The 25932-nt window shown below is 71.0% G+C and carries 21 protein-coding genes and 1 tRNA gene; 5 read left to right on the forward strand and 17 right to left on the reverse strand.

The features are described 5' to 3' along the window. The first annotated feature begins 103 nt into the window (after positions 1-103). The gene (locus DEU35_RS08500) at positions 104-850 is read left to right on the forward strand and encodes a hypothetical protein (RefSeq protein WP_147301853.1); all 747 of its coding nucleotides are present in this window, start codon (positions 104-106) and stop codon (positions 848-850) included. A gap of 303 nt (positions 851-1153) precedes the next feature. Here the strand turns inward: DEU35_RS08500 and nusG are convergent, their stop codons facing one another. The 3 genes from nusG to DEU35_RS08515 form a co-directional block, all read right to left on the reverse strand. Next, positions 1154-2266: a transcription termination/antitermination protein NusG gene (gene nusG, locus DEU35_RS08505; protein WP_103205967.1), complete on the reverse strand. Its 1113-nt coding sequence runs from the start codon at positions 2264-2266 to the stop codon at positions 1154-1156. A gap of 60 nt (positions 2267-2326) precedes the next feature. Further along, on the reverse strand, positions 2327-2602 hold the full coding sequence (gene secE, locus DEU35_RS08510; protein WP_056230372.1) for a preprotein translocase subunit SecE: 276 nt from the start codon (positions 2600-2602) through the stop codon (positions 2327-2329). 43 nt (positions 2603-2645) lie between these two features. Further along, positions 2646-2718 (reverse strand) — tRNA-Trp (locus DEU35_RS08515). 256 nt (positions 2719-2974) lie between these two features. Here DEU35_RS08515 and DEU35_RS08520 point away from each other — a divergent pair. Together DEU35_RS08520 and DEU35_RS08525 are read left to right on the forward strand one after the other, a co-directional pair. Further along, entirely contained in the window at positions 2975-4798 is a 1824-nt protein-coding gene (locus DEU35_RS08520; RefSeq protein WP_116239222.1) for an HSP90 family protein, read from the forward strand. Further along, positions 4795-7578: a hypothetical protein gene (locus DEU35_RS08525; RefSeq protein WP_116239223.1), complete on the forward strand. Its 2784-nt coding sequence runs from the start codon at positions 4795-4797 to the stop codon at positions 7576-7578. The genes DEU35_RS08520 and DEU35_RS08525 overlap by 4 nt, the downstream gene beginning before the upstream one ends. 62 nt (positions 7579-7640) lie before the next feature. On the opposite strand, the gene DEU35_RS08530 is transcribed toward DEU35_RS08525, so the two are convergent. The 5 genes from DEU35_RS08530 to gabT all read right to left on the reverse strand — a co-directional run bounded on the left by DEU35_RS08530 (position 7641) and on the right by gabT (position 14346). Further along, a complete protein-coding gene (locus DEU35_RS08530) occupies positions 7641-9002 on the reverse strand; it encodes an NAD-dependent succinate-semialdehyde dehydrogenase (RefSeq protein ID WP_103205964.1) in 1362 nt (453 codons plus the stop codon). Positions 9003-9024: 22 nt separating this feature from the next. Beyond that, positions 9025-10584, reverse strand: a complete 1560-nt coding sequence (locus DEU35_RS08535) for an APC family permease (RefSeq protein WP_116239224.1) — start codon at positions 10582-10584, stop codon at positions 9025-9027. Further along, positions 10581-11453 (reverse strand): universal stress protein, encoded by an 873-nt coding sequence (locus tag DEU35_RS08540; RefSeq protein WP_103205962.1) that lies wholly within the window; start codon positions 11451-11453, stop codon positions 10581-10583. The genes DEU35_RS08535 and DEU35_RS08540 overlap by 4 nt, the downstream gene beginning before the upstream one ends. After that, positions 11450-12910 carry an NAD(P)/FAD-dependent oxidoreductase gene (locus tag DEU35_RS08545; RefSeq protein WP_116239225.1) on the reverse strand — a complete coding sequence of 487 codons (1461 nt, stop codon included), beginning with the start codon at positions 12908-12910 and terminating at the stop codon, positions 11450-11452. Before DEU35_RS08545 ends, DEU35_RS08540 begins: the two co-directional genes overlap by 4 nt. Positions 12911-12996: 86 nt before the next feature. Next, on the reverse strand, positions 12997-14346 hold the full coding sequence (gene gabT, locus DEU35_RS08550; RefSeq protein WP_116239226.1) for a 4-aminobutyrate--2-oxoglutarate transaminase: 1350 nt from the start codon (positions 14344-14346) through the stop codon (positions 12997-12999). A 91-nt stretch (positions 14347-14437) separates the two neighbouring features. On the opposite strand from gabT, the gene DEU35_RS08555 reads away from it, so the two are divergent. Next, entirely contained in the window at positions 14438-15967 is a 1530-nt protein-coding gene (locus tag DEU35_RS08555) for a PucR family transcriptional regulator (protein WP_116239227.1), read from the forward strand. Positions 15968-16107: 140 nt separating this feature from the next. Here DEU35_RS08555 and DEU35_RS08560 read toward each other — a convergent pair whose 3' ends face one another. The 6 genes from DEU35_RS08560 to DEU35_RS08585 are packed head-to-tail and all read right to left on the reverse strand — an operon-like array spanning position 16108 to position 21059. Beyond that, positions 16108-16956: a MurR/RpiR family transcriptional regulator gene (locus tag DEU35_RS08560; protein ID WP_103205958.1), complete on the reverse strand. Its 849-nt coding sequence runs from the start codon at positions 16954-16956 to the stop codon at positions 16108-16110. Further along, a complete protein-coding gene (gene phnE / locus DEU35_RS08565; RefSeq protein ID WP_116239228.1) occupies positions 16946-17770 on the reverse strand; it encodes a phosphonate ABC transporter, permease protein PhnE in 825 nt (274 codons plus the stop codon). Before phnE (DEU35_RS08565) ends, DEU35_RS08560 begins: the two co-directional genes overlap by 11 nt. Beyond that, positions 17767-18561, reverse strand: coding sequence for a phosphonate ABC transporter, permease protein PhnE (phnE, locus tag DEU35_RS08570; protein ID WP_103205956.1), 795 nt, complete (start codon positions 18559-18561; stop codon positions 17767-17769). The genes phnE (DEU35_RS08565) and phnE (DEU35_RS08570) overlap by 4 nt, the downstream gene beginning before the upstream one ends. Beyond that, on the reverse strand, positions 18558-19376 hold the full coding sequence (phnC, locus tag DEU35_RS08575) for a phosphonate ABC transporter ATP-binding protein (protein WP_103205955.1): 819 nt from the start codon (positions 19374-19376) through the stop codon (positions 18558-18560). The genes phnE (DEU35_RS08570) and phnC overlap by 4 nt, the downstream gene beginning before the upstream one ends. Further along, the gene (locus DEU35_RS08580; RefSeq protein ID WP_103205954.1) at positions 19373-20347 is read right to left on the reverse strand and encodes a phosphate/phosphite/phosphonate ABC transporter substrate-binding protein; all 975 of its coding nucleotides are present in this window, start codon (positions 20345-20347) and stop codon (positions 19373-19375) included. Before DEU35_RS08580 ends, phnC begins: the two co-directional genes overlap by 4 nt. A gap of 25 nt (positions 20348-20372) precedes the next feature. Beyond that, positions 20373-21059: an HAD family hydrolase gene (locus DEU35_RS08585; RefSeq protein WP_103205953.1), complete on the reverse strand. Its 687-nt coding sequence runs from the start codon at positions 21057-21059 to the stop codon at positions 20373-20375. A gap of 124 nt (positions 21060-21183) precedes the next feature. Here DEU35_RS08585 and DEU35_RS08590 point away from each other — a divergent pair, with 124 nt between their 5' ends. Then, complete coding sequence (locus DEU35_RS08590; protein WP_116239229.1) at positions 21184-21807, forward strand: amino acid deaminase; 624 nt, start codon at positions 21184-21186, stop codon at positions 21805-21807. Between the two features lie 123 nt (positions 21808-21930). Here DEU35_RS08590 and DEU35_RS08595 read toward each other — a convergent pair whose 3' ends face one another. From DEU35_RS08595 to DEU35_RS08605, 3 genes are all read right to left on the reverse strand, one after another. Then, entirely contained in the window at positions 21931-23058 is a 1128-nt protein-coding gene (locus DEU35_RS08595) for a LacI family DNA-binding transcriptional regulator (protein WP_116239230.1), read from the reverse strand. A gap of 10 nt (positions 23059-23068) precedes the next feature. Continuing rightward, positions 23069-24928 (reverse strand): glycoside hydrolase family 3 protein, encoded by a 1860-nt coding sequence (locus DEU35_RS08600; protein ID WP_116239231.1) that lies wholly within the window; start codon positions 24926-24928, stop codon positions 23069-23071. 106 nt (positions 24929-25034) lie between these two features. Next, positions 25035-25931 carry a carbohydrate ABC transporter permease gene (locus tag DEU35_RS08605; RefSeq protein WP_103205949.1) on the reverse strand — a complete coding sequence of 299 codons (897 nt, stop codon included), beginning with the start codon at positions 25929-25931 and terminating at the stop codon, positions 25035-25037. Position 25932: the final 1 nt, after the last annotated feature.

A 25932-nucleotide genomic window follows, 5' to 3' on the forward strand; every position in this document is an offset into this window, starting at 1 on the left:
GCGCGCCGGTGTGTACACGGTCCGCGCCGCATGGGAGGCACTGAAGCCGTGGGAGCGCTACCTCGTTCGGGTCCATGCGTTCGCTTCGGCGAGACAGGATGCCGTGTTCTCACACGAGTCCGCCGCCTCGCTGCTGGGACTCCCCGTCTTCGGGCACCCGCGAGCGATCCACATCTTCGACGGACGCCGGTCGAGATCGGTGACGTACGGCGACGTCACCGTTCACACGAGCGCCGACGAGAGAACGAACTGCTCGATCGCCGGCATCCGCGTGAGCGCCATCGAGGACGTCGTGATCGACCTCGCCCGGGTGCTGCCTCCCGCATTCGGGCTCGCCGTCGCCGATGCCGCGGCCCGGTCTTTCGGCCTCGACACCCCGCGATTGCTCGATCTCGCCGCCGCGCAGCAGACCACGTTCGGGGCGCGACGCGCGCTGTGGGCGCTGTCGCGCGCGACGCCGCTGGCGGAGTCACCGGCAGAGTCGGTCAGTCGAGCGGTCATCGAGTGGTGCGGGTTCCCCACCCCCGCGCTCCAGACGGAGCACGGCGTCGACGGACGCATCTACCGGTCGGACTTCTGCTGGCCTGAGCGGAAGATCATCGGCGAGGTCGACGGGTGGATGAAGTACAGCGACACGGATGCCGCCGCAGCGGCCGAGGCCGTCCGGGCCGAGAAGCGCCGTGAGGACGCTCTTCGACGGCAGGGGTGGCACGTCGCCCGGTGGGACTACGCGGGAGCTCTCCGCGTCGAGGCGCTGCGTGGCGCCCTCCTCTCCGCCGGGCTGCAGCCCGTGCGTCGCTCCGAGGGGGCCGCCCTGGTCTCCGTCGGGAGGAACACCCGCTCGATGTGACACGCATAAACGCCATTCACGCGCAGAAACACGTGGACATCGCGTTTATACGAGTGGATCGCGTTTATGCCTGGGTTCGGGGCGGGAACGGCGAACGCCCCGGGCGCGGCGCGGGGGCGGGGCGGGCGCGGGGCGGCGCGGGCGCGGCGCGGGCGCGGGGCGGCGCGGGCGCGGCGCGGGGCGGGGGCGGGGCAGGGCGTTCGGGGCGGGGCCGCGCGGGGGCGGGGCACGGCGTTCGGGGCGGGAACGGCGAACGCCCCGCCGGCCGGAGCCGAGCGAGGCGTTCGCGAAGACGCGGGAGCGTCAGATCATCTTGGTGACCTGGTCGAACGACAGCTCGACCGGGGTCTCGCGCTCGAAGAGCGACACGAGCACCGTGAGCTTGCCGCTCTCGGGCTTGATCTCGCTGATCGTGCCGGGCAGACCCGCGAACGAGCCTTCCTTGATGGTGATCGTCTCGCCGGTCTCGAAGTCGACCTCGGCGGGGATGACACGGGCCGTGGTGGCCGAGCCCTTGGCGGCGGCACCCTTGACGGGGGCGGCCTCCTTGACCTCGACGAGGCTCTTCAGCATGTTGAAGGCTTCTTCGAAGCGCAGCGGGGTCGGGTTGTGGGCGTTGCCCACGAAGCCGGTGACACCGGGGGTGTGGCGAACGACCGACCAAGTGTCTTCGTTGAGGTCCATGCGCACCAGCACGTAGCCGGGGATGCGCACGCGGTTGACCATCTTGCGCTGGCCGTTCTTGATCTCGACGACGTCCTCCATGGGGACCTCGACCTGGTAGATGTCGTCCTCGACCTCGAGCGTCGACTTGCGCTGCTCGATGTTGGCCTTCACCTTGCGCTCGAAGCCGGCGTAGGAGTGGATGACGAACCACTTACCGGGGAGCGAGCGCAGCTCGGTGCGGAACGCCTCGTACGGGTCGGCGTCTTCGTCGGACTCGGTGCCGTCGACATCGGCGGGCGACTCGGCAGCCTCGGCTTCGTCGATCTCGCTCGAGGCGGCGGCGACCTCGTCGACGAAGTCCTCGTCGAGCACGGGAGCGTCGGGCTCGCCGTTGACGTCGGGACCGTCGTAGGGGGTGACCTCGTCGGCGGCCTCGGCAGCCTCTTCCGCCTGCTCCTCCGCGAGGGAGTCGTTGAGGACCTCGGCGGCGGCCTCGGCCTCGCTGGTCTCGTCGATCTCGAGAGCGTCGTTCACGATCGCGTCCGCCTCCGGGTCGGTGATGTCGATGTCGCCGAGATCGGCGTCGTCGGTGTCGGTCTCGTCGTCGACGATGTGGACCGCGGCATGCTCGGCCGAGTCGGAGGCGCGCTCCTGGGACTCGAGCACGTTGCCCTCCTGGGCTTCGTCGTCCTCGCTGGACTGCTCGGCGGCCGTCGCCCAGTCGGCGTCGTCGACATATCTTTCAGACACTGTGATCTCTTCCGTTCAGAGGCGGCCGCTCTCGGCGCCGCGCGTCCGTCCAGACGCCGGTCAGGCGCCGGCGGTACCGGGGACGCCGAAGACGGCGGTGGTGATCCACACGAACAGCACGTCGAGGCCGTAGACGATCGCCATCATGACGACGACGAACCCGAGGACGACGGCGGTGAACTTGATCAGCTCCTGCCGCGTCGGCGTGACGACCTTGCGCAGTTCTGCGAAGACCTGACGAATGAACAGGGCGATCCGCGCGAAGAAGTTGAGCTTCTTCTCGCGGGGCGCGCCGCGCTCGGCGACGATCTCGCCCTTCGCCTCGTCCTGCGTCATCGAACCACCTAGGTCTGTTGTCTGTGCCAGCGTGCGCTGTGCGCAGGGCGGACAGGAATCGAACCTGCAACCTGCGGTTTTGGAGACCGCTGCTCTGCCAATTGAGCTACCGCCCTAAGATCCCGAGGGATCCAGGATGCGAAATCCACGCGCTTCCGCCTGGAATCTCCCGGGGGAGGGATGCCACGCGCCCGGGGGCACGGCGAAAGAATGCAGATTTCGACTGCACTGCAAGTGTACGGCATCGGGCGGACCGCCGACGAACGGAGCCCCCCGGCAGTCTCACGGCGAGCGCTCGTGGATAGGCTGGGAAACGGTCGCCACCTTGGCCCCCGACTCATCGGCGACCGGTGAGAGTTCAGGAGCATCCCGATGAGTTCGCACGCGCCCGCCCAGCACTTCCAGGTCGATCTGCGCGGCGTCATCGACCTGTTGAGCCGCCACATCTACTCCGGTCCCCGCGTGTTCCTGCGCGAGCTCCTGCAGAACGCCGTCGACGCGATCGCCGCGCGTCGAGAGGTCGACGGCGGCGGCGGTCGCGTCCGGATCACCCCGATCAGCGCGTCATCCGATGAGTTCGTCCTCCGCGACGATGGGGTGGGCCTGACACTCGACGATGTGGCGGATCTGCTCGGGACGGTGGGCCGCAGCTCCAAGCGCGATGTGTTCGATCTGCCGCGCTCCGACTTCCTGGGGCAGTTCGGCATCGGCATGCTTTCGTGCTTCATGGTGTGCGACGACATCGTCATCCGCTCCCGCAGTGCCCGTGGCTCCGCGCCCGTGCAGTGGAGGGGGCGCACGGACGGGACCTTCGAGGTCGGCGCCGCCCCCGACGACACCCCGGTGGGGACGAGCGTGCACCTGCGCCCGCGCGGCGACAGCCGCGCGCTGTTGAGCACCGCTACCGTCATCGAGCTGGCCGAGACCTTCGGGCGTTTCCTCCCGATCTCGGTGAGCGTCGACCTCCCCGCCGGCGGCGAGACGACCATCACCGCCGCTCCCCCGTTCCTCGGCGATGACCGCGAGGAACAGGCGGCGTACGGGCGCGAACTGCTGGGCGCGGAACCGCTCGCGATCATCCCGCTCGCCGTCCCCGCCACTCAGACACGCGGCCTGGCCTTCGTGCTGCCGTTCGCCCCGGCATCCACCGCTCGTCAGAGCACGCGGGTGTACCTGCAGCGCATGCTGCTCACCGAACGCGCCGAGGATCTCCTCCCGGACTGGGCGTTCTTCGTCCGAGCGGTGGTCGACTCGGCGGGACTGCACCCGACGGCGAGCCGCGAGGCGCTCGTGGCGGACGACGCGCTCGAGCAGACCCGGACGGAGCTGGGGGATGCCATCCGCCGGTGGATTCTCGACCTCGCGCTCAGCGATCCCCTCCGCCTGGCGCAGGTCGTGAGCGTGCACGAGGTCGCGCTGAAGTCGCTGGTCCGCCACGACGACGAGCTGGCGCGGTTCATCGTGCCCTGGCTGTCGGTCGAGACGAACGTCGGACGCCTCCGCATCGACGACCTCGTCGGGCGCTCCTCCCCCGTCCGGTTCGCCGAGTCCGTCGAGGCGTTCCGACAGGTCGCGAGTGTCTCCCCGGCCGGTTCGATCCTCGTCAACGGCGGCTATCTCTACGACGACGAACTCATCCGGATGCTTCCCGAGGTCATGCCCGACGTGCGCGTCGAAGCCGTCGACGTCGTCGACGAGATCGACCGTCTCGACCCGCCTCCATGGGATCAGCGCGCGCTCGCCCTCGCCTTCGAGGAACGCGCTCGTGATGCCCTGGGCACCGTCGAGGTGGTGGCACGCGCCTTCGAGCGCGCGGAGACGCCCGCCCTCTTCGTCGCCGACCCCGACGTGCTGCGCGCACTCGACCGCGGGCGCGCGCGCAGCGCGGGGGGATCGCTCTGGGCCGGAGTGCTGGATCGTGCCGAGCGCGCCGGTGCGCGGCCGCTCGACCAGGCACACGACAGGCCCGCCTCGCGTCTGTGCGTGAACTGGACGAACCCGACCGTGCAACGCCTCGCGCATGCCCCCGAGGGGCGGGCTTTCGCCGCGGGCGTGCAGGTGCTCTACGTGCAGGCGCTGCTCGCCGGTCACCATCCCCTCGGAGGGGGAGACCGGGCGCTGATGTCGTCGGCCCTCGCCGATCTGATCGAGCTCGCAGCCTCTTCCCCCGACCCCCTCACGAAAGGACCCGAATGACCGCCGCCGCCGAGAGCATCCGCGCTCTGTTCGACGAGATCGACCGGACGCCATGGGGTCCCCGGGAGCGCGCCCTCGTGGCCGAGGCCGTGGCCCGCGCGCAAGAGAGCGGTGACGCGCGCCTCGAGTACGAGGCGCGCCTGCGTCAGACCTCGAGCGCCAACATGATCGGCGACACCGATCTCATGCTGACCTCTTTCGCGTGGTGCCTCGCGCAGCACGACGCCGATCCCGAACGTTTCCCCGCCGAGCTGGAGCCGGCCGGCGATCTGCTCTGGCAGTACAAGTGGATGGCCGGTGCCCTGCGCGGCTCGCCCGAGTTCTCGAGCGAGCAGATCGACGCCGTTCTCGATGACATGGAAGAGCACTACCACCGCGCCGGCGTCGGGCCGAGCGGTGCGATGATGGCGCGATTCGAGGACGCGTGGGCGGCCGGCCGCATCGACGAGGCCGCTGCTCTCCGCGAACGCCTCGAGGCGACACCGCGTGACGAATACAGCCACTGCGACGCCTGCGTCCGCAGCCAGTTCGCCGGGTTCTTCGCCGAGACAGGGCGCGAGGACGAGACCATCCGCCTCGTCGAAGAGATGGTCGAGGGCGGCTTCACGTGCGGCGAGGAGCCCGAACGCGCTCTCGCTCTCGCACTTCTGCCCCTGTTGCGAGCGGGCCGCCTGGATCAGGCCCGCGCGTTCCATCTGCGCAGCTACCGGCTGGCGAGGGAGAACCCCGACAACCTCACGATCATCGCCGACAACGTGGTCTTCTGCGCGCTGACCGGCAACGAGGCACGCGCCCTGAGCCTCGTCGAGAAGCACCTGCGGTGGTTGGCCCACGACGGTCTCAACGCCGAGGCGCACCAGGAGGCCTTCGCCGCCTTCGCGCTGGCTCTCGACGCCGTGACCCGCGCCGGCCACGGAGACACCCCCGTACGGGGATCGGATGCCGCCGAGCTCGCGCCGCTGCTCGGTGGGCGCGAGGCGATGCTGGCGGCATCCGAGCTGGCCTCCCTGTGCTGGGCACGGGCCGACGAGATCGCGGCGGCATTCGATCGACGCAACGGCAACGACGCGCACGCACGCCGACTGGAGCGCACGCGAGCGCTCGAGCGAGAGCACTACGACGTCCCGCTGTCGTCGTCGGGTTTCTCCGCCCCGGCCGCCGCCCCTCGTGAGCGGAACCTCGCCGAACGCATCGAGCGCGCCCAGGTGCTCGCCGCCGTCGGCACCCCGACCGCGATCGACGCCCTCGCCGACGTGCTCGACGACGCCGACGCCGCCGATCGCGTGACCCTGACCTTCGCGCTCCTGCGCGCGCTCGTCGCCGAAGCACGCCACGGCGACGCTGCAGCCGTGCTCGAGGCGCGCGTGGAGGCTCTGCGCGCGCTCGGACGAGACGATCGTGCCGACATCGAGGCCGAACGTGGCCCTGCCCTGTTCGGTGTCGACGACGAGGTCGCTCGCCGGACACTCGATGCTCACCCCGACGCTCCCGCTGACTTGACGGCTCACCTGCTGACGGTCATCGCCTTCCGCCACCTCGTCGAGAATCGGCTCGACGATGCCCTCGACGCGAGTCGCCGCGCCCGGGATCTGTACGCGCGGGAGGGCGATATCGAGCGCACGCACGCCCTGACTCATCTCGAGGCGGATGTGCGACGAGCGGCAGACGAGCCCGAGCGGGCGCTCGAGGTGCTCGACGCGCTGCTGTCCGAGGACACGGTCGCCCCGGGGCGACGCGTGCGACTGCTGATGGATCGGGCGACGATCCAGGATGCGCTGGGCGAGCCCCGGAGGGGTGCCGACGATGCCGACGAGGCCGCGCGACTGCTCCTGGTCTGGGACGTCGACGACCACGCCGTCGCGAGCGCCCTGTCGTTGGGCGCGCAGCTCGCGGAACGCGCGGGCGAGAACGACCGAGCCGTCGCCGGCTACCGGGTCGCCCTGCAGCGCCTCGAGGCCACGGGTGAGCCGACCACCGGGCTTCTCTACGGGCTGGGCCGCGCCCTCCTGGCTGCCGGCGCCCCGCACGAGGCGATCGAGGTGATCGACGACGTACTCGAACGGGAGACGGCGGCGAACGAGGCACCGGGGTCGCGGGCCATCACGGTGGGGCTGCTCGCTCGAGCCTTCGAGCACGCCGAGGAATGGGGCAACGCCCTGCGCGCGTGGGAGATCACGGCCGACCTGCACGTCGAGGCCGAGGAGCCGGCCCGCCGCGCATCGGCACTCGTGGCCCGTGCGCACCTGCTCGGTCGGCTCGGCGAAGAGGACGAAGCGGTCGAGACGTTGACGACGGCGGTCGCGGCCGCACGAACCGACCCCGACAATCGCGGCATGCTCGCCGATGCCCTGCACTCCCTCGCCCAGGCCAAGGCCCAACGCGGGGACGACGACGCCCTCGCGATGCTGGACGAGGCGCTCGAGATCGGTCGGGCCGACGAGGCGGGGTGGCTCGTGGCCGACCTCCTCGACACGCGCGCGCGGATCCTCGGCGGCACCGGTCGCATCGACGAAGCGGTCGCCAACGCGCTCCAGGCGGCCGACGGATTCCTCGCCGCCGGGGGCGCGCCGCAGGCGGGAGCGTCGGAACTCCTCGCGGCCCGGATCCTGCGGGATACGGAACGCATCGAAGAGGCCGCCGCGGTGCTGCGCTCGGCTCACGAACACGCCGAGGGACAGGAGCAGCTGCGCCAGGCGATCGCCATCGACCTCGGCGACGCCCTCGAGGCGCTCGGCCGCCACGGCGAGGCGGCGGAGGTGCGCAGCACACTGCGCAGCTGACGGGTTCCTCACGAACGACGACGGCGGCACCCCTCCGGGTGCCGCCGTCGTCGTTCGTGAGGTCAGGCCGTACGGATGAGCTTCTTGTTGACGAACTCGTCGGCCGCCAGCAGGCCCATCTCGCGCGAGGTGCCGCTGCGCTTGACCCCGCCGAACGGCAGCTCGGGCGAGTCGGCGAGCACGACGTTGACGTAGACCATGCCGGCCTCGATCCGATCGGCGATGCGCTGAGCCTGCTCGGCATCCGTCGTGAAGACGTAAGAGCCGAGACCGTAGCCGGTGTCGTTCGCGAGATCGACGGCCTCGTCCTCGCTCGAGACGCGGTAGACGGTGCCGACCGGGCCGAAGAACTCCTCGCCGTAGGCGTCCATCTCGCGCGTGACACCCGTGAGCACGGTGCCCGGGTAGAACGCGCCGTCACGGGTGCCGCCGACCTCGACCGTGGCGCCCTGCGCGACCGCGCGCTGCACCTGCTCGTCGAGACGCTCGGCCGCAGCCAGCGACGAGAGGGGGCCGAGGACCGTGTCGTCGGCGAACGGGTCGCCCACCTTGGCCTCGCCGAGCGCAGCCGAGAACTTCTCGAGGAACGCGTCGTAGAGCTCGTCGATCACGATGAAGCGCTTGGCGCCGTTGCAGGACTGACCGTTGTTGTCGAGACGGGCGTCGACGGCTGACTGCACCGCCGCATCCAGATCCTCCGTGGAGAGCAGGATGAACGGGTCGGATCCGCCGAGCTCGAGCGCGACCTTCTTGAGGTTGCGACCGGCGATCTCCGCCACCGCCGCCCCCGCACGCTCGGACCCCGTCACCGACACGCCCTGCACGCGGCGGTCGGCGATGACGGTCGCCGCCTGGTCGTTGGTGACGCGGATGTTCACGTACGCCCCCTCGGGCAGGCCCGCGTCGCGGTAGATCGCCTGCAACGCCTCGGCCGATTCGGGGCACTGGGGCGCGTGCTTGAGAAGGATCGTGTTGCCGACGGCGAGGTTCGGGGCGGCGAAACGGGCGACCTGGTAGTACGGGAAGTTCCACGGCATGATGCCGAGCAGCACCCCCAGCGGAGAGCGGCGGATCACCGCCGTACCCTCGCCCAGGATGTCGAGCGGGCTGTCGCCGGTGATCTTGTCGATGTTGTCGGCGTAGTACTCGGTGATGTCGGCGGCGAAGTCCACCTCGCCGAGCGCCGCCTCGAGGGGCTTGCCCATCTCGCGGACGATGATCGCGGCGAGGTCGTCGCGGCGCTCGCGGTGCAGCTGGGCGACGCGGCGCAGGCCCTCGGCACGCTCGGCCGGGGCGGTGCGCGACCACACGCGGTATCCGTCGTGGGCGGAGGCGATCGCTGCTTCGACTCGGGAGTCGCTCAGCGTGTCGTACTCGGCGAGGGTCTCACCGGTCGCGGGATTGACGACGGCGTAGTCGCTCATGGTGCTCCTTTTCGTTTCGTTGTCAGGACGTGATGCGGCGGCGGGCGCTGGCGGGGGCTTGTCGACCCAGGGTCTCACCGCGGAAGAAGCCCGGGCTCGCCACGCGCTGGGCGATCATGAGAACGAGTCCGACCACGATGATCACCACGGTGATCACGAACACGAGACCCACGCCGCCGATCTCGGAACCCGAGCCGTAGTCGGGGCTCGCGCTGTCGATGAGGGTGGTCACGAACAGCACCGCGAGGATCAGCCCGCCGACGAGGGGAGCGAGCAGCGTCAGGAAGACGTTGCGCACCGAATCGAACCATTGCCTGCGGAAGTACCAGACGCACGCGAAGGCGGTCAGGCCGTAGTAGAAGCAGATCATCGCGCCCAGGGCGGTGATGGTGTCGGTGAGCACGTTCTCGCTCAGCACCCGCATGACGGCGTAGAACGCCGACGCGACGATCGCCGAGGCGACGGTGGCGTAGCCCGGGGTGAAGAAACGGGGACTGACCCTCGCGAATTTCTTGGGCAAAGCGTCGTAGTGGGCCATGGCCAGGAGCGTGCGCGCGGGCCCCACGAAGGTCGCCTGCAGCGAGGATGCCGAGCTGGTGAGCACCGCGAGCGAGACGAGGAACGCGAGGGGTCCCAGAATCGGGCCCGACAGGTGGAAGAACACGTTCTCCTGGATGTCCTCGTTGCCCAGGCCCAACTCCCCCGTGCCGTTGCCCGCGAACATGAGCAGCGCGACGGCGATCAGCAGGTACAGCGCGACGATCAGGAACACGGTGACGGTCGCCGCACGACCCGGCGTCTTGTCGGGATCCTTCGTCTCCTCGTTCATCGTGAGGATGACGTCCCACCCCCAGAAGATGAAGATCGACAGCGAGAGCCCGGCGGCGAACGAGCTGAAGGACGAGACCTCGAAGGGGTTGAACCACGACGCCTGCACGGGACTCGCGTCGAAGGCGTTGCCGTTCATCATCTCGACGACGGCCGCGCCCGCGAAGATCAGCAGAACGAGGATCTGGAAACCGACCAGGCCGTACTGCAGGCGCTGGGTGGTCTGCAGGTCGCGGTACGACACGATCGTGGCCAACAGCATGAAGATCAGGCAGACGGCCACGTTGATCGGGACCACACGGGTGAGCTCGGCGATCTCGGCGTTGCCGGTGAGCTGCGCGATCAGCAGGAACAGGAAGTCCACGGCGATACCGGCCAGGTTCGACAGCACGATGACGGTGGCGGCGATCAGGCCCCAGCCCGCCATCCACCCCACCCACGGCCCGAAGGCGCGGGCTGCCCAGGTGAAGGAGGTGCCGGCATCCGGCATTCGCGAGTTCAGTTCGCGATAGCCGAGGGCGACGAGGAGCATCGGGATGAAACCGACGAGGATGATCGCGGGCACCTGGAAGCCCACGGCCGACACGGTCGGGCCGAGGGCTCCGGTCAACGTGTACGCGGGGGCGATCGTCGAGATGCCGATGACGACGGCGCCGATCATGCCGATCGAGCCGACCCGCAGTCCCTTGTTCGAGATGCCGGTGGTGACGGCGCTGTCCGGTGCCGGACTCGCCTCGTTGCGAGAACTGGTCATGAGGAGGCCTCCGAGGTGCGCGGCACCACGATCATGGGGACGGGAAGGGCGCGGAGGATGCGCCCCGCGGTGGAGCCGAGGAACAGACGGCGGGGCTGCGCGAGACGGCTCGAGCCCACGAGGGCCACCTCGCCCGGCTGCCAGTCGATGCGCGAGACGGCGTCTTCGATGTCGGAGCCCGCACCGACGACGGCCTCGACCTCGATCTCAGCGGGAAGCGCCGTGCGGGCGGCGTCGAGCACGCTCTCGGCGTGCGCGTGACCGGTCAATCTCGTCAGGGACGCATCGACGCGGCCGGGCAGGTCCACGCCCGCGAGCGAGAGGAGCCGCAGGGGCGCTTTCGCCCGACCGGAGAGGGATGCCGCGGCGTCGAGCAGGACCTCGGCTCCGGGGCGCGTGCCGATCGCCGCGGTGACGCGCGGCAGCCCGACAGCCGGGTCGACCTCGCGCGCTCCCTCGGGGGCGAGCGCGACGGGGACGGGCGCGGAGTGGACGAGCTCTTCGGCGGTGGTGCCGAGGCGATGACGGCCGCGGGATCCGCCCCCGCCGGTGCCGACGACGATGACTCCGGCGTCGAACTCCTCGGCCGCCGCCACGAGTCCGTCCGACACCGCCTGGGCGAAGCGGACGTGACCGCGGATGCCGGGGTAGGGCGCGACGGCCTCGCGCAGCCAGCCGCGGGCGGTGTCCTGCACGAGGCGCTCGTAGCCGGCATCCGTCGGGATCGACACGTTGTTCTCGGCCGAGGGCAGTACGACGACCGCGTGCACGGGGGCGTCGAGAGCGGCACCCAGCCGTGCGCCGAGCGCGAGGGCGTCGGCTCCCGCATCGGTGGCGGTGTAGCCGACCACCACGCGACGGGCGGTCACCCGCGCGTCCGCTCGAGGATCTCCTCGGCCGCACGGCGCCCCTGGCGGATCGCTCCGTCCACGTGCTGGAAGCCGGCTCCGGCCATGTCGCTGCACGCGAGGTGGATCGCCCCCACGGGCTCGCGCAGGTCGGCCCCGTAGCGGTGCAGCCCGCCCATGTCGAAGCTCGCGGCGTACGCACCGCGCGTCCACTCCTCGGTGCCCCAGTCGCTCTCGTAGTACACGACGGGGTTCTTCGCCTCGGGACCGTAGTAGTGCGACAGCGACTCGAGGATGCGCTCCTTGCGCTCCTCGGCGCTGAGGCGGAACAGGTCGTCGGCGTTGTGGTCCGAGACGAAGCCCACGAGGGTCCCGCGCTCGTCGCCGTGGTTGGTGTTGTCGTACGCCTCGTGCGCGAGCTCGTAGGGGCTGAAGGCGGTGCCGGACAGACCCTTCTCGCGCCAGAACGGGGTCTCGTACACGGCGTGGACCTTGATGACGAAGCCCATCGAGATGTGCTGGTGCATCTGGTGCTGCAGGCGCGGGAGCGGGGGCTCGAACGAGATGCGCGAGTACAGCACCGGCGCGAGCGCCAGGATCGCGAAGCGGGCGCGGACCGTGACGCCGTCGGCGATCACGGTGACCCCCGCCGAGGAGGTCTTCGCGGCCTCGACGCGGGCGGTCAGCGCGCGCAAGTCGTCGACCCGCTGGCCCGTCGCCGAATCGGCGGGGCGCTCGGGCGTCGCGACGGCGTCGCCCCAGATGATGCGGCGCACCGGCTGGTTCAGCAGCACGTCGTCGCCGAGGCGCTCGGCGAGCAGCTCGGGAACCTGCTGCAGACCCCCCGCGACGCGCTTGTCGAGGATGAAGTCGGCGTCGACAAGATTCGAGTACGAGCCCGCGGATGCCGCCATGTGCAGCGACTGCAGCAGCGAGAACGTGTGCGTGGGCTTGGTCAGCATCGCCGAGCCCGTGGCGAACGCAAGGTTGCGGACGGCCTCGTCGTCGTCGGTCTGCTCGCGCAGCCAGGCGTCCCACGAGATCCTGTCCCACTCGGCGGCCCGCGGGTGCGCCCACGGCCGGTCGGGGTCGATCTCGGCGACCATGGCGTCGAGGCGCGCGGTCACCTCGTCGATGGTCTTCTCGGTCTCGGGCGCGACGGGGAACATCTCTCCGGTGAAGCGCTTCGTCTCGCCGTCGGGGCCGACGTAGACGCTGTCGCCCTCGCGGTAGCGGCTGTAGGTCGACAGCCCCAGGTCGGCGACGGTGTCGATGAGCGCCGTCTGGTCGGGCGACACCCACTGTCCGCCCAGCTCGAGCATCGCTCCGTCGATCACATCGGTCCACAGGCGCCCGCCGACGCGGTCGCGCGCCTCGAGCACCGTGACCGAGAGACCGGCCTTGCGCAGGTCGTTGGCGGCGGTGAGGCCGGCGGCGCCGGCTCCGATGACGACCACGTCTCGGGTGATCTCGTCCATGAAAGCGTCCTTACTTGTCGTGCGGAGTCGAAGGTATGGCCCCGACGGCGGCGGAGTTCGGGTCGACACCGCCGCCGGGACGTTCGTCAGTTGCGGGCGAGGGCGGCCGCGACCACGTCGAGACCCTCGTTGAGGAGTTCGTCGCCGATCGTCAGCGGCGGGAGGAAGCGGATGACGTTGCCGTAGGTGCCGCAGGTGAGCACGATGACGCCTTCGGCGATCGCGGTCTTCGCCACGGCCGCGGTGAGGGTGGCGTCGGGCGCACCCGTGGTGGGGTCGACGAACTCGGCGGCGATCATCGCGCCGTGTCCGCGCACGTCGCCGATGCGCGGATCGGCCTTCTGCAGCTCACGCAGGCGCCCCTTCAGAAGCTCCCCGATCTGCTGGGCGCGCTCGACCAGTCCCTCGTTCTCGAAAGCGTCGATCGAGGCCAGCGCCGCGGCGCACGCGATCGGGTTACCGCCGTAGGTGCCGCCGAGTCCGCCCGTGTGGGTGGCATCCATGATGTCGGCGCGGCCCGTGACGGCCGCGAGCGGCAGGCCGGCGGCGATGCCCTTGGCGGTGGTGACCAGGTCGGGGACGATGCCGAAGAGCTCGCTCGCGAACATCGCGCCGGTGCGCGCGAAGCCCGACTGCACCTCGTCGGCGATGAAGACGACGCCGTTGGCGCGGCACCAGTCGACGATCGCGTTGAGGAAGCCGTCGGCGGGGACGATGAAACCGCCCTCGCCCTGGATCGGCTCGATGATGACGGCGGCCAGGTTGTCGGCGCCGACCTGCTTCTCGATCAGCGAGATCGCCTTGGCCGCGGCATCCGGGCCCGACAATCCGTCACGGAAGGGGTAGGACAGCGGCGCACGGTAGACCTCCGCCGCGAAAGGACCGAAGCCGCTCTTGTACGGCATGTTCTTCGCCGTGAGCGCCATCGTCAGGTTGGTGCGACCGTGGTAGGCGTGGTCGAAGGCGACGACGGCCTGGCGTCCGGTGAACTTGCGGGCGATCTTCACCGCGTTCTCGACGGCCTCGGCGCCCGAGTTGAACAGGGCGCTCTTCTTCTCGTGGTCGCCCGGGGTGAGGCGGTTGAGAGCCTCGGCGACCGCGACGTACGAGTCGTAGGGCGAGATCATGAAGCACGTGTGGGTGAAGGCCGCGACCTGCTCCTGGACGGCCTTGACCACGGCGGGGTGGGCGTTGCCGACGCTCGTGACGGCGATGCCCGAGCCGAGGTCGATGAGCGAGTTGCCGTCGGCGTCGACGACCACTCCCCCACCCGCGGCGACGGCCTGGATGGGCACGGTATGACCGACACCGGATGCCACGGCGACGGCCTTGCGGTCCAGCAGCTCCTGCGAGCGCGGGCCGGGGATGGCGGTGACGAGGCGGCGCTCCTGGGCGAGGGACGGACCGCCGACGAGGGGAAGGGTGTCGAGGCTCATGGCGCGATGCTACGGACGCCGTCACGAGACATGCACTCTCCTCCATGTACAGTCACAGGCACCGTCGTATACGAGTCGTACAGGAGCTGCCATGGTCGACACCGCCGTCGCCCCGCCGAGTCTGCGGGCCCTCCTCGCCCGCCGCGACCTGCACCTGCGCCTGGTGACCGGTGAGGACGAACTGTCACCGGGGAGCATCGACCGCCCGGTGAGATGGGTGCACTCCAGCGACCTCGTCGATCCCACGCCGTTCCTCAGCGAGGGCCTCGTGCTGCTGACGACGGGGACGCAGTTCGTCGACACGGCCGACTACACGGCGTACGTGGATCGGCTCGTCGCCCGGGGCGTGCGGGCGCTCGGCTTCGGTACCGAAGTGGTGCGCGACGGCATCCCGGCGGGACTCGCCGCGGCTTGCCTCACCGCGGGGATGCCGCTGTTCGAAGTGCCCTACCGCACGCCCTTCATCGCGGTGGCCCGGGCCGGCGCCGAGACGATCGCCGCCGACGCCTACGCCCGCCGCAGTTGGTCGCTCGCCGCTCAACGCGCCGTCTCTCTGGCGGCCCTCCGCCCCGACGGGCTGACCGCCACCCTGGCAGAGCTGTCGAGGCAGCTCGACTGCTGGGTCGGGCTGTTCGACGCGGCCGGGGCCCTGCGCACCGCGTACCCCGCCGGTTCCCTCGCCACCCCGGCGGTCGACGCGGTGACGACGGAGGTGACCACGATGCTCCGCCGCGGGACGCGAGCGGCATCCAGCCTGCGGGTCGCGGGATCCGCCGTGAGCCTGCAGACCCTCGGGCGGGGCGGGCACCTGCGCGGAGCCCTCGCGATCGCCGACGACGACCTCGACCACGAGGCGCGCAGCGTCGTCACGGCCGTCGTGGCCATGGCCGCCCTCGCCCTCGAACAGCAGGACGGGCTGAGCCGGGCGATCGGTACGTTCCGCGCCGGGCTCGTGCAGTCGCTCGGCACCGACGATCCGACCCTCGCGCGGCGCGCGTCGCGCGACCTGTTCGGCCCCCTCCCCTCGGCCCCGGTGCTCGTCGCCCTGACCCCTGGCACGTCGTCGCGATCCGCCGCCCTCGGCGAGTGGCTCGAGATGCGTGCCCAAGAGGGGCGCGGCGAGATGTTCTTCGGCCGCGGGGACGACGGACTCGTCATCGTCGTGCCCACCGCGGGACGCGCCCTGCTGGAAGAAATAGCCGACCGCTTCGAGATCGTCGTCGGGTGCTCCGCCCCCACCGGATACGACGCGTTCTCGAGCGCCCTCACGCAGGCGCGTACGGCGCGCGAGCGGCTCTCGGCGCCCGGGGTCGCCGACTTCGCCGACACGGCGCGCGCGGGGCTGCTCGCCGCCCTCGGTTCCGAGGCCGCACGCAGTGTCGCGGCGGGCGCGCTCACTCCCCTGCGCGCCCACGATGAGGCACAGGGATCCGCGCTGCTCGAGACTCTGGACGCCTGGCTCGCCCACGATTGCTCGCACGAGGCCACCGCCCAGGCCCTCGGCATCCATCGCCACACCGTTCGCGCGCGCATCGGTCAGGCCGAGCGCGTGCTGGGCCGCGACCTGTCGTCGTTCGCCGCGCGGGCGGAGATCTGGACCGCCCTGCGGCTCGCGGAGTAGCGGGGTCGGGCCCGGGCCGTCGGGCGGAGTCCGTGCCCGACACGCCGGGCGCTGGCATGCCGAGTCGGCGTGTCGGCCGCATGACGGCACGGACGAACGCCGCGGCGGAACGGGGTGCCGCAGGACCGGGCCCCGGAACCTCAGCCGGCGTCGCCGAGGTTGTCGGACAGGATCTCGAGCACGCGCTCGCGGGCGAGGTCGGCGTCGCCCGCCCGGGCGCGAGCGACGGCGTCGACGAACGCCTCGGCGAAGACCGCGTGGGCGATGCGGGAGGTGTGCTCGAGCTCGTCGCGGAAGGTCCCGCCCGAGGCGAGGACGAGCGACAGATCGGCGCGCTCGGTCAACGGCGAGGCGACGAACGAGGTCAGGGCGATCACGCGCGCTCCGGCCGCCCGTGCCGCCGAAGCCGCCCGCAGGCTCGCCTCGTTGGCGCCCGAACCGCTGATCACCACGCACACGTCGTCGGGCGACAGGTGGCGCGCGGCGATCTGCTGACCGATCGGGTCGCCGAGAGTCTCGGCCGGGCGCCCCACGGCGGTCAGGCGCATCGCGAGGTCGGTCGCGACCGGGGCGGACAGGCCGCTCGCGACGACGAGCAGGCGCCGGGCGGTCACCACCGCTTCTACCGCGGCGTCGACCCCGTCGGCATCCAGCAGGCCCGTGGCGGTGCGCAGGTCGTCGGCGATGCGATCGATCGACGAACGGATGCCGCCGAGGGCGCCGTCCTGGGCGACCGGGGGCACCGCGCGACGGCCACGTTCGGCCGCGAGCGCCACGCGCAGTTGCGGATAGCCGCGGTACCCGAAGGTCTGGCAGGCGCGCACCACCGTGGATCGCCCCACCCCCACGCGATCGGCGATCTGCTGGGCGGTGAGTTCGATCACGGCATCCGGATCGTCGACGATGAGATCGGCGACGCGACGCTCGCTCGGCTGGAGGGAATTGCGGACGGCCGCGATGCGGGCGGTCACGGGGACCTCAGCGGACACGCGGACCCTCCATGATGCGGCGGCGGATGCGGCCCGAGACCGCGTCGATCGCGACGGTGACGACGACCACGACGATCAGGAGCATCCCGACCGTCGACCACTCACGGTACTGGGTGTACGAGGTGAGCATGTCGCCGATTCCGCCGACCCCGATCAAGCCGAGGACGGCCGACGCACGCACGTTGATCTCGAAGCGGTACAACCAGAACGACAGGAACGTCGGCGACGCCTGGGGCCACACGCCCCAGCGGAGCACCTGGGCGGTGGAACCGCCGGCCGCGCGGGCGGCCTCGATGGGGCCCGGCGCGACGTTCTCGACGGCCTCGTAGCCCCACTTGCCGAGCGTTCCGACACCGCCGATCGCGAGTGCGAGCGCCCCGGTGAGCGGGGTGAGTCCCGTGACCGACAGGATGATGATCGCGAACACGAGCTCGGGGACCGCCCGCACGAGCGAGAAGACGAAGCGCAGCACCGCGCGCACGGGCGCCGGTCCGAAGCCGCGCGCCGAGATCAGCGAGAGCGGGGTGGCGATCAGGATGCCGAGCACCGTGCCGATCCACGCCATCTCGACGCTGCGCCAGGTCTGCCACAGAGCCTCGGGGAGCTTCGACCAGTTCGGGGAGCCGAACATGAGCCCCAGGTAGCGCGCGATCTCGGCGGGCAGCTCGCCGAGCCGCGACCACGCGATGTCGGCGGACCAGAACCCGGCGATCACGATGACGCTGACGACGACCCACGACAGGGTGCGCAGGGGGCGCCGGCGCCGGGGCGGCACGACGAGCGCGGCGGGTCGTGCGGGGGCGAGGGCGGTCATACGAGCCTCCGGCGGATCGCGTCACTGACGGTGTCGAGCACGACGACGATCACGAGGATCTCGACGATGACGAGCGACAGCTGGTCGTAGCGGTAGAAGGTGCGGACGGCGTCGATGAGCAGGCCGATACCGCCCGCGCCGACGAGCCCCAGCACGGTGGACGCGCGCACGTTCAGTTCGAAGACGTAGAGCGTCTGCGACACGAAGGCGGGCCAGGTGTCGGGCAGGGCGATCGCGCGGTTGATCTGCGTCTGCGTCGCGCCCGCGGCGCGGCCGGCCTCGAGGGGGCCGAGGTCGGTCGCGTCGATCGACTCGGAGACGAGTTTGACGATGATGCCGACGTTGAACAGCACCAGCGCCAGGATGCCGGGAAGAGCCCCCACCCCGACCATGGCGACGAGTACCGCCGCGTAGACGAGCTCGGGAACGGCACGGACGACGTTCAGGATGCCGCGCACCGCCGCCCGCGTCGGGGTGAAGGGGTTCGTGGGCCGGGCCGCCCAGAAGCTCACCGGCAGAGAGATCGCGGCACCCACCGCGGTGCCGATGACCGCCATCTGCAGCGTCTCGAGGATCGGACCGACGGTGCGCGGGAAGAACGACCAGTCGGGGGTGAGCAGTTCGCCGACACGCAGCGCGCCCTGCTGCCAGTTGCGCGCGATCGCGGCGACGTCGAGGCCCACCCCGACCACGGGCAGGCACATGAAGACGGTCACCGCGACGACGACGCTCGCGGCGGTCCACGGCATCCATCGCCCCTTCGGACGCGGCGGAACGGTCAGCACCGTCATCGCTCGAGCCTGTCGGCTGCGGTCACCGAGCGGCCGTAGATCTGCGCGAAGTCGTCATCGGTGGCGGATGCCGCGGGGCCGTCGTACACGATCTCTCCGGCGCGCATGCCGATCATGCGCGTGCCGTACTCGCGGGCGAGATCCAGCAGGTGCAGGTTGACGAGGACCGTGATGCCGAGGTCCTCGTTGATGCGACGGAGGTCGTCCATGACGCCGCGGGCCGTGGGCGGGTCGAGGCTCGCGACCGGTTCGTCGGCGAGGACGATGCGCGGCTGCTGCGTCAGCGCGCGGGCGATGGCCACACGCTGCTGTTGCCCGCCGGAGAGGGCCGACGCGCGGTCCCAGACCTTGGGCAGGAGGCCCACGCGGTCGAGGGCCTCGAACGCCAGGCGACGGTCGCCCTCGCGGTAGGCGCCGAAGAGCGTGCGCCAGAGGGGGGTGTGAGCCAGACGACCGACGAGCACGTTGTTGAGCACCGTGGTGCGCCCGGCCAGGTTGAAGCTCTGGAACACCATGCCGATGTGCCCGCGGAGTTCGCGCAGTCGACGACCCGAGGCGCCGTCGACGCGGCGACCACCCACTTCGACGATGCCGGAGGTCGCGGGCACGAGGCCGTTGATCGTGCGGATCAGAGTCGATTTGCCGGACCCCGAGAGCCCCACCACGGCGATGAGTTCTCCCGGCGCGATGTCGAGCGAGACGTTCTTGAGCCCCACCGTGCCGTTGGGATAGCGCACCGAGACGCCGTCGAGGCGGATGCCCCAGGGCGCCGAGGCCAGAGCCTCGACGCCCGGGGTGAGCGTTCCGGTGGTCACTGGAGCCCGAGCTGCTGAGCGGCGCGGGCGACCACGTCGAGCGACGAGGGGTCGGCCGGGGCGAGCTTGGTGATCGAGTACACGGCCTTGAGGGCGGCGGAGCCCTCGTCGGTCGCGGAGTAGTCGGCGAGCGCCGTCGAGATCTTCTGCTGCAGCTCGGGCGAGAGGTCCTTCGACACGGCCACCCCGTCGTTCGGGATCTCGTTGGTCAGGCCGAAGACGACGACCTTCTGGCCCACGTCGGACTTGTCCTTCTTCACCAGGGTGCGGGCGTCCCAGAAGCTGAAGCCGACCTCGGCGTCGCCGTTGTAGACCGCGAGCACCGAGGCGTCGTTGGCCGTGACGGGCACCTTCTGGAAGCCGCTGTCGATGTCGACGCCGGCCTCTTTCAGCGCGAGCATCGGGTAGATGTAGCCGGCGGGCGAGCCGGGTCCGAGCACGGCGACCTTGGCGCCGGCGATCTTCGAGATGCTGTCGAGACCCGCGGGGCCCTGCAGGGCGTCGGCACCGTTGCAGAACGACATGCCGTCGCGCTCCACGACCGGGGTCTCGCAGTACTTGTCGGGGTTGTTCGTCATGAACTGGCCCGGGTAGGTGATGTTGCCGTTGCGCTCGGTCTGCAGCACGACCGAGGCGCCGTAGCGGTCGTTCGCCTGCCACAGCTGCAGCGAGGGGAGGAAGCCGATCTGCGCCTGGCCCGCCCCCATCGCCTCGACGGCGGCCTGGTAGTCCTTCGACACGACCCCGGTGACCGGGATGCCGAGCTTCTCGGTGAGCATGTCGGTGAGGGGCTTCGCGGTGTCGACGAGGTTCGCCTGGTCCTGCGAGGGAACGAGCGCGAGCACGAGCGAGCTCGGGTCGGCGGCGGGACCGGAGGCGGCGCCCGCGGTTCCGGAGCAACCGGCCAGGGCGATCGAGGCGAGGGCGGCGGTGGCGAAGGCCGCGGCGAGACGGGTGCGACGAGTGTTCATGATTCCTCTGCGGTTCGGGTGGGATTCAGGCGTGAGAAGGGAGGTGTGCGGCGGGGGGAACGTCGACGTGGGCGGCGTCGACCCACGCGGCGAGTGCGGGCAGCAGCTCGTCGAGGGTGTCGGCGCGGAAGGTCGGAGCGGCGGCGGCATCGGCGTATCCGCCGACGAGAGCGGTGTCGAGACCACGGGCGTGGGCGGGGGCGAGGTCGTTGCGCCAGACGTCGCCGACCGCGAGCACGCAGATGCCGTCGTCGAGGTCGTCGAGCAGGGTCTCGAGCCCTGCGGGCTTGGAAGCGTCGGTGACGATGCGGTCGAACAAGCCGTCCAGGCCCATCGCGGCGAGCGCCTCGTCGAGGCGGGTGGCGGGGGCGTTCGTGACGAGGAGCCGCTCGGCATCCACGTCTGCGAGGAAATCCGCGAGGCCGCGAGCCGTCGACACCGGCGCGTCGACACTGCCGAGCTGCGTGCGGCTGAGGGCGTACGCCGACGCCAGGTCGTCGTCGTCGACGCCGGCCTCGAGGGCCGCGCGACGGACGGCGTCGTAGCCGTCGATGACGTCGTCCGTCGGGGCGGCGAGGTGGGCGGCGACGGCCGAGACGAAGTCGTCGGCGGATGCCGTGTGCACGGCGACCGCGCGGGCGTAGGCCAGCAGCGGGCCGTCGCCGACGGCGACGGTGCCGTCGAAGTCGAAGATGAGAACGGGGCGGGGCACGGGGAGACTCCTGTCGTGGACGTTGCGTCCATGTTGCACCTCAAATGTGGACGCAATGTCCACGCCGTGTAAACGCTGGATGAACGGCACCTGTGCGCCCCCGCTCCGGCTCTAGCGTGGAGCGGTGACCTCCTCCGCCGCCCTCGACGCCGCCGCCGCCCGGGCCCTGTCCGACCCCGCCGCCGCGATCTCGTCTCTGCCGTGGCTCTCGACCGCGCTCGCCGACGACGCCGCCGCGGGACGCTTCGCCGCGTGGGGGCGCTCGAGCGTGATCGACGAGAACGTCGCAGCCGCGGTCCTCGCTCGCCCCCTCTTCGACGAGCTGCACGCGCGGGCGGGGCTCGAGGCCTCGTGGCCGGTGGGGAACGCCGGTGTGCTGCACGTGTACGGCTACCTTCTCTCGACCACGCCGACCCCCTACGGTCTCAAGCGCGAGCGGTGGCTGACGGGCGAACTCGAACGCGCGTGCGGGCTCGACGCCGGGGCGTTCGTACCCTGGGCCGGCACGCAGACGCTCCTGTCACGCGCCACCGCGGCCGCGACCGTGTTGCTGGCCCGCCCGGATGCCCTCACCGAGGAGGCCGAGGGCCGCACCGCGCGCATCGCGCTCGGCGCCCCGCTTCCCGAGGGCACCGCGGCTCTGGCCTACGCCGTCGACGGACTCCTCGTCACGATGTTCCCGGTGGCCGATCCCGCGGCATTGCGGGCGGGCCTGGGCGCCCCGCGGCTGCGGTGGAACGCGGTCTGAGCCGAACGGTCGCGGACCGTCCCGCGGAATCCAGGCCGGATGCGCCGCGACACGGCATCCCGAACCGGCGCGTCATCCCCGACCTCCGCCCGAGGGCACACCCCCCGCGAGGGCGGACGGGGCTCAGCAGCCGCAGCTCCCCCGAACCAGCACGCGCGGCTCGAACACGACATCGAAGGTTCCGCCCCTCGGCGGCGAACCGGCCGTTCCGGCGAGGATCCGCGCGGCCGCGCGTCCCATGGCCTCCATGGGCTGGCGGACCGTCGTCAGCGGCGGAGTGGTCAGGCGCGAGCCGAGCGTGCCATCGAACCCGGTGACGATCACGTCGTCCGGCACCCGTACCCCCTCGGCCGCCAAGACGTCGAGAAGGGTGAACGCGTTCTGGTCGGTCGCGCAGACGAAGGCGCGCGGCATACGCCCCCCGGCCAGGAGCGCGCGCACCTGCGGCACGAGCTCGTCCTCGCCGCGCACGGTCGCGTCGATGGAATCGAGACGGGGGCGGATGCCGCGGGCCTCGAGCTCCGCGATCATCGCGTCACGACGCTCCACCGCATCCGTCGCCTCGAGGCGTCCGACGAAGGCGATGTCGGTCGCGGCGTGCTCCTCGACGAGGTGGGCGACGAGGTCGCGCATCCCTCGCGCATTGTCGACCCGCACACGGTGGTGGGGATCGTCGGCCGGGGCGGCGCTGAAGAGCACGATCGGAATGCTCGGAGTGTGTCGAGCCAGGGTCGGCGCGGTCTGCGGGGACGGGAAGATCGCCAGCCCGTCGACACGACCCACGGTGTCGGCGACCGAGACATCGGCATCCGATCCGCTGCTGAGCATGACCGGTCGCCCGAGCGCCCAGCACTCCAGTTCGAATCCCCGCTGGACCTCGTCGACGTACAACGGAAAGGCGCGGGGATCGGACAGCACGTCGTCGTCGGTCTGGTCCCAGGCGATCACGCCCCCGGCATCGAGCGCCGGCGACTGCATCCCGCTGAGCGGCTGCGCCCGCGGGTCGGCCCGCTCGAGCAGCAGGTCGAAGGCGTGCAGGCCGAGGATGCCGGTGCGTCCGCGCGCGAGCCCGCGGGCGGCGCCGCTGGGCGCATATCCCAGCCGCCGAGCGGCATCGAGCACCCTCTCGCGAGTCGCCTCGCTGAGCTTGTCGGGACGGCGGAAGGCGAACGACACCGACGCGATCGAGACGCTCGCCTCCTGCGCGACGTCGTAGACGGTCGGTCGACGCGTCGTCTGCTCCTCCGGCATCGGATCGGCCCTACCCCTCCTGCAGCGCGACGAGCTCCTCGAGCTCCAGCCCGTGGTGCACGGGGAAGACGGGATCGCCGCTGTCCGACGGTACATCCTCGCGCGAGGAACGCACGGCATCCATCGACCGGGGGATCTCGATCGGCAGCCGACCGCGCGGGGCGACGCGCCCCGTGAGCGCATCGAGCACCGCCGCCGACGAACTGCCGTAATCGGCGACGATCGCCGCAGCATGGCCGACGAACGGCGTGAGGATCGCGGGGCGGTCGAGGTTCACCACGATCACGAGGGGGCAGGATGCCGCGATCCGGTTCAACCGGTACACCAGACCCGGCGCGAACTCGAGCGAGCCCTGGTGGAACCAGGCCTCGAGGAAGAGATCGTCGCGGGGCTCGAACGGCGCACCGATGCGGACCAGGGCGAGATCGGCCTCGGCGGGGTCGGACACCACGCGTCCGAGCTCGGCCACGTCGTCGGCGCGGAAGCCCTCGACATAGACGCTCCCGGTGGGGCGGAGAGGCAGAGTCGACCCCTCGTTCACCAGCACGGTGAGCGAACGCGCCTGCGCCCGCTCGCCGAGGGCCCGGAATTCGGGATTGCCCACGAGGCGCTCGGCCGCGTCGACGTCGACGTAGGGATCGTCGAAGAGTCCGAGCTGGAACTTCACCCGCAGCAGGCGCCGCACCGACGCGTCGAGACGCTCCTCGGACACCCGGCCCGAGCGGACGAGATCCACGAGCATCTCGACGCATTCCTCTCCGCCGAACTGGTCGCTGCCGGCATCCAGGATCTTCTCCATGCGCTCGACGGCGGTGAGGTGTTCGACGCCCCAGGCTCGGGCGGGGAGCACCTGGTCGCCGACATGGTTGTCGTTGACGAGTTCCCAGTCGGTCACCACGACGCCGTCGTAGCCGAGCTGCTCGCGGAGCAGGCCCGTCACGATCTGCCGGTTGTACCCGAAACCGACCTCCTCGATCGGCTCCCCGTCGACCTCGAGACCGACGGGCATGCCGTAGTACGGCATCATGCCCGCCGTCCCCCGGCGGATCGCCTCGCGGAACGGCTCGAGGTGATAGTCGAACATGCCGCCGGGATACACCTGCTCGCGCCCGTAGGGGAAGTGCGCATCCTCGCCGGAGAGCTGCGGGCCACCGCCCGGGAAGTGCTTCGTGGTGCAGGCGACGCTGTCGGGTCCGAGCTCATCGCCCTGGAAACCCCGCAGATACGCCGCGGTGAATGCGGTGACCCGGTCGGCATCCTGACCGAGGGTCTGCGCCTGTCGACCCCACCGCGGTTCGGTGGCGAGGTCGATCTGCGGGTGGAGGGCCGCACGGATGCCGACGGCGACGTACTCGCGCCGCGCGACCTCGGCGAACTCGCGCACGGTGTCGACGTCGTCGAGCGCGGCGAGGCCCAGACCCTCGGGCCACTGCGAGAAGGGACCTGCCGAGAAGGCGACGCCCGTGTTCTCGACGAACGCGTGCCGCGGGTCGGTGCTGATCGTGACCGGGATGCCGTGGGGCGTCGTCTCGGCGAGCGCCTGGAGGTTGTTGTTCCAGGTCGCCGCCTGGCGTGCGGTACGGATCGCGTGCACGTTGAAGTGGTTCATGTTCTTGTGCACCACGACCGTGGTCGTCGGGGACTTCGAGATCTTGCCCGGCGTTTCGAGCAGCTCGCCCTCGTCGCCGACCTCGATGACGGTCTGGAACATCAGACCGGCCTTCTCCTCGAGGCTGAGGCGGTGAAGGAGGTCGTCGGTGCGCTCGTCGACGCTGAGCGTGGGGTTCTCGTACGGGTCCATCATACCGTTGCCGTTGAGATCGCGGAAGCGCGTTCCGTCGGGTGCGGTGAGGAAGCGGGCGGAGGTCATGGGGGGGGTCCTTTCGGGGCCGCCGGTGCAGGCGCGGGCGGCGGAGCTCGGGGGTCGGACCGGCACGGGGGCCGGGCGGGCCGCGGTGACGCGACCCGCCCGCGCCTCACTTCAGACCGGTCGAGGCGATGCCCTGGATGAAGTAGCGCTGCAGGAAGACGAACAGCAGGATGATCGGCGCGATCACCAGCACGGAGCCGGCGAGCAGCAGGCCGTAGTCGGTGGCGCTCTGGCCCGTCGAGTACAGCGAGAGTGCGACCGGGAGGGTGTACTTCGCCTCGGTCTGCGCCGCGACCAGCGGCCAGAGGAAGTTGTTCCAGGAGGCGAGGAAGGTCAGGATGCCGAGGGTCGCCAGCGGCGGCCCGCACAGCGGCATGACGATCCGGGCGAAGATGCGCAGCTCGCCCGCTCCGTCGATCCGCGCGGCCTCGAGGAGCGGATCCGGGATGCCGAGCATGAACTGCCGCATGAGGAACACGCCCAAGGGGGTCGTGACGAACGGAAGGATGAGCGCCGCGTAGCTGTCGACGAGGCCGAGCGAGGAGACCATGACGAACAGCGGCACGAAGGTCACGACGCCGGGGACCATCAGGGTCACCATGACGACGACGAACAGCGCCTTCTTGCCGGGGAAGTCCATCTTCGCCAGCGCGTATCCGACCATCGAGCAGAACACGAGGTTGCCGGCGACGGTGAACAGCGCCACGACGATGCTGTTGCCGAAGAACTGGCCGAAGTTCAGCTGCCCGAACCAGGCGCCGAAGTTCTCCCAGGTGAACTGCTGCGGCCACCAGGTCGGCGGGCGCTGCAGGATCTCGCGCTGGGTCTTGACCGAGCCCAGCAGCATCCACGCGAAGGGCAGGATCCAGACGACCAGGCCGACGATCAGCACCGTGAAGGTGAGTGCGCGCCCCGGGGTGACGCGCTTGTCGGCGCGCCGGCGGCGCGGCGGCTCGGTCGCTTCGACGACGGCGGCCGGAGCCGCGGGAGACGTGAGTGTCATG

The organism is Microbacterium sp. AG157 (assembly GCF_003385695.1).
GTDB classification, from domain to species: Bacteria; Actinomycetota; Actinomycetes; order Actinomycetales; family Microbacteriaceae; genus Microbacterium; species Microbacterium testaceum.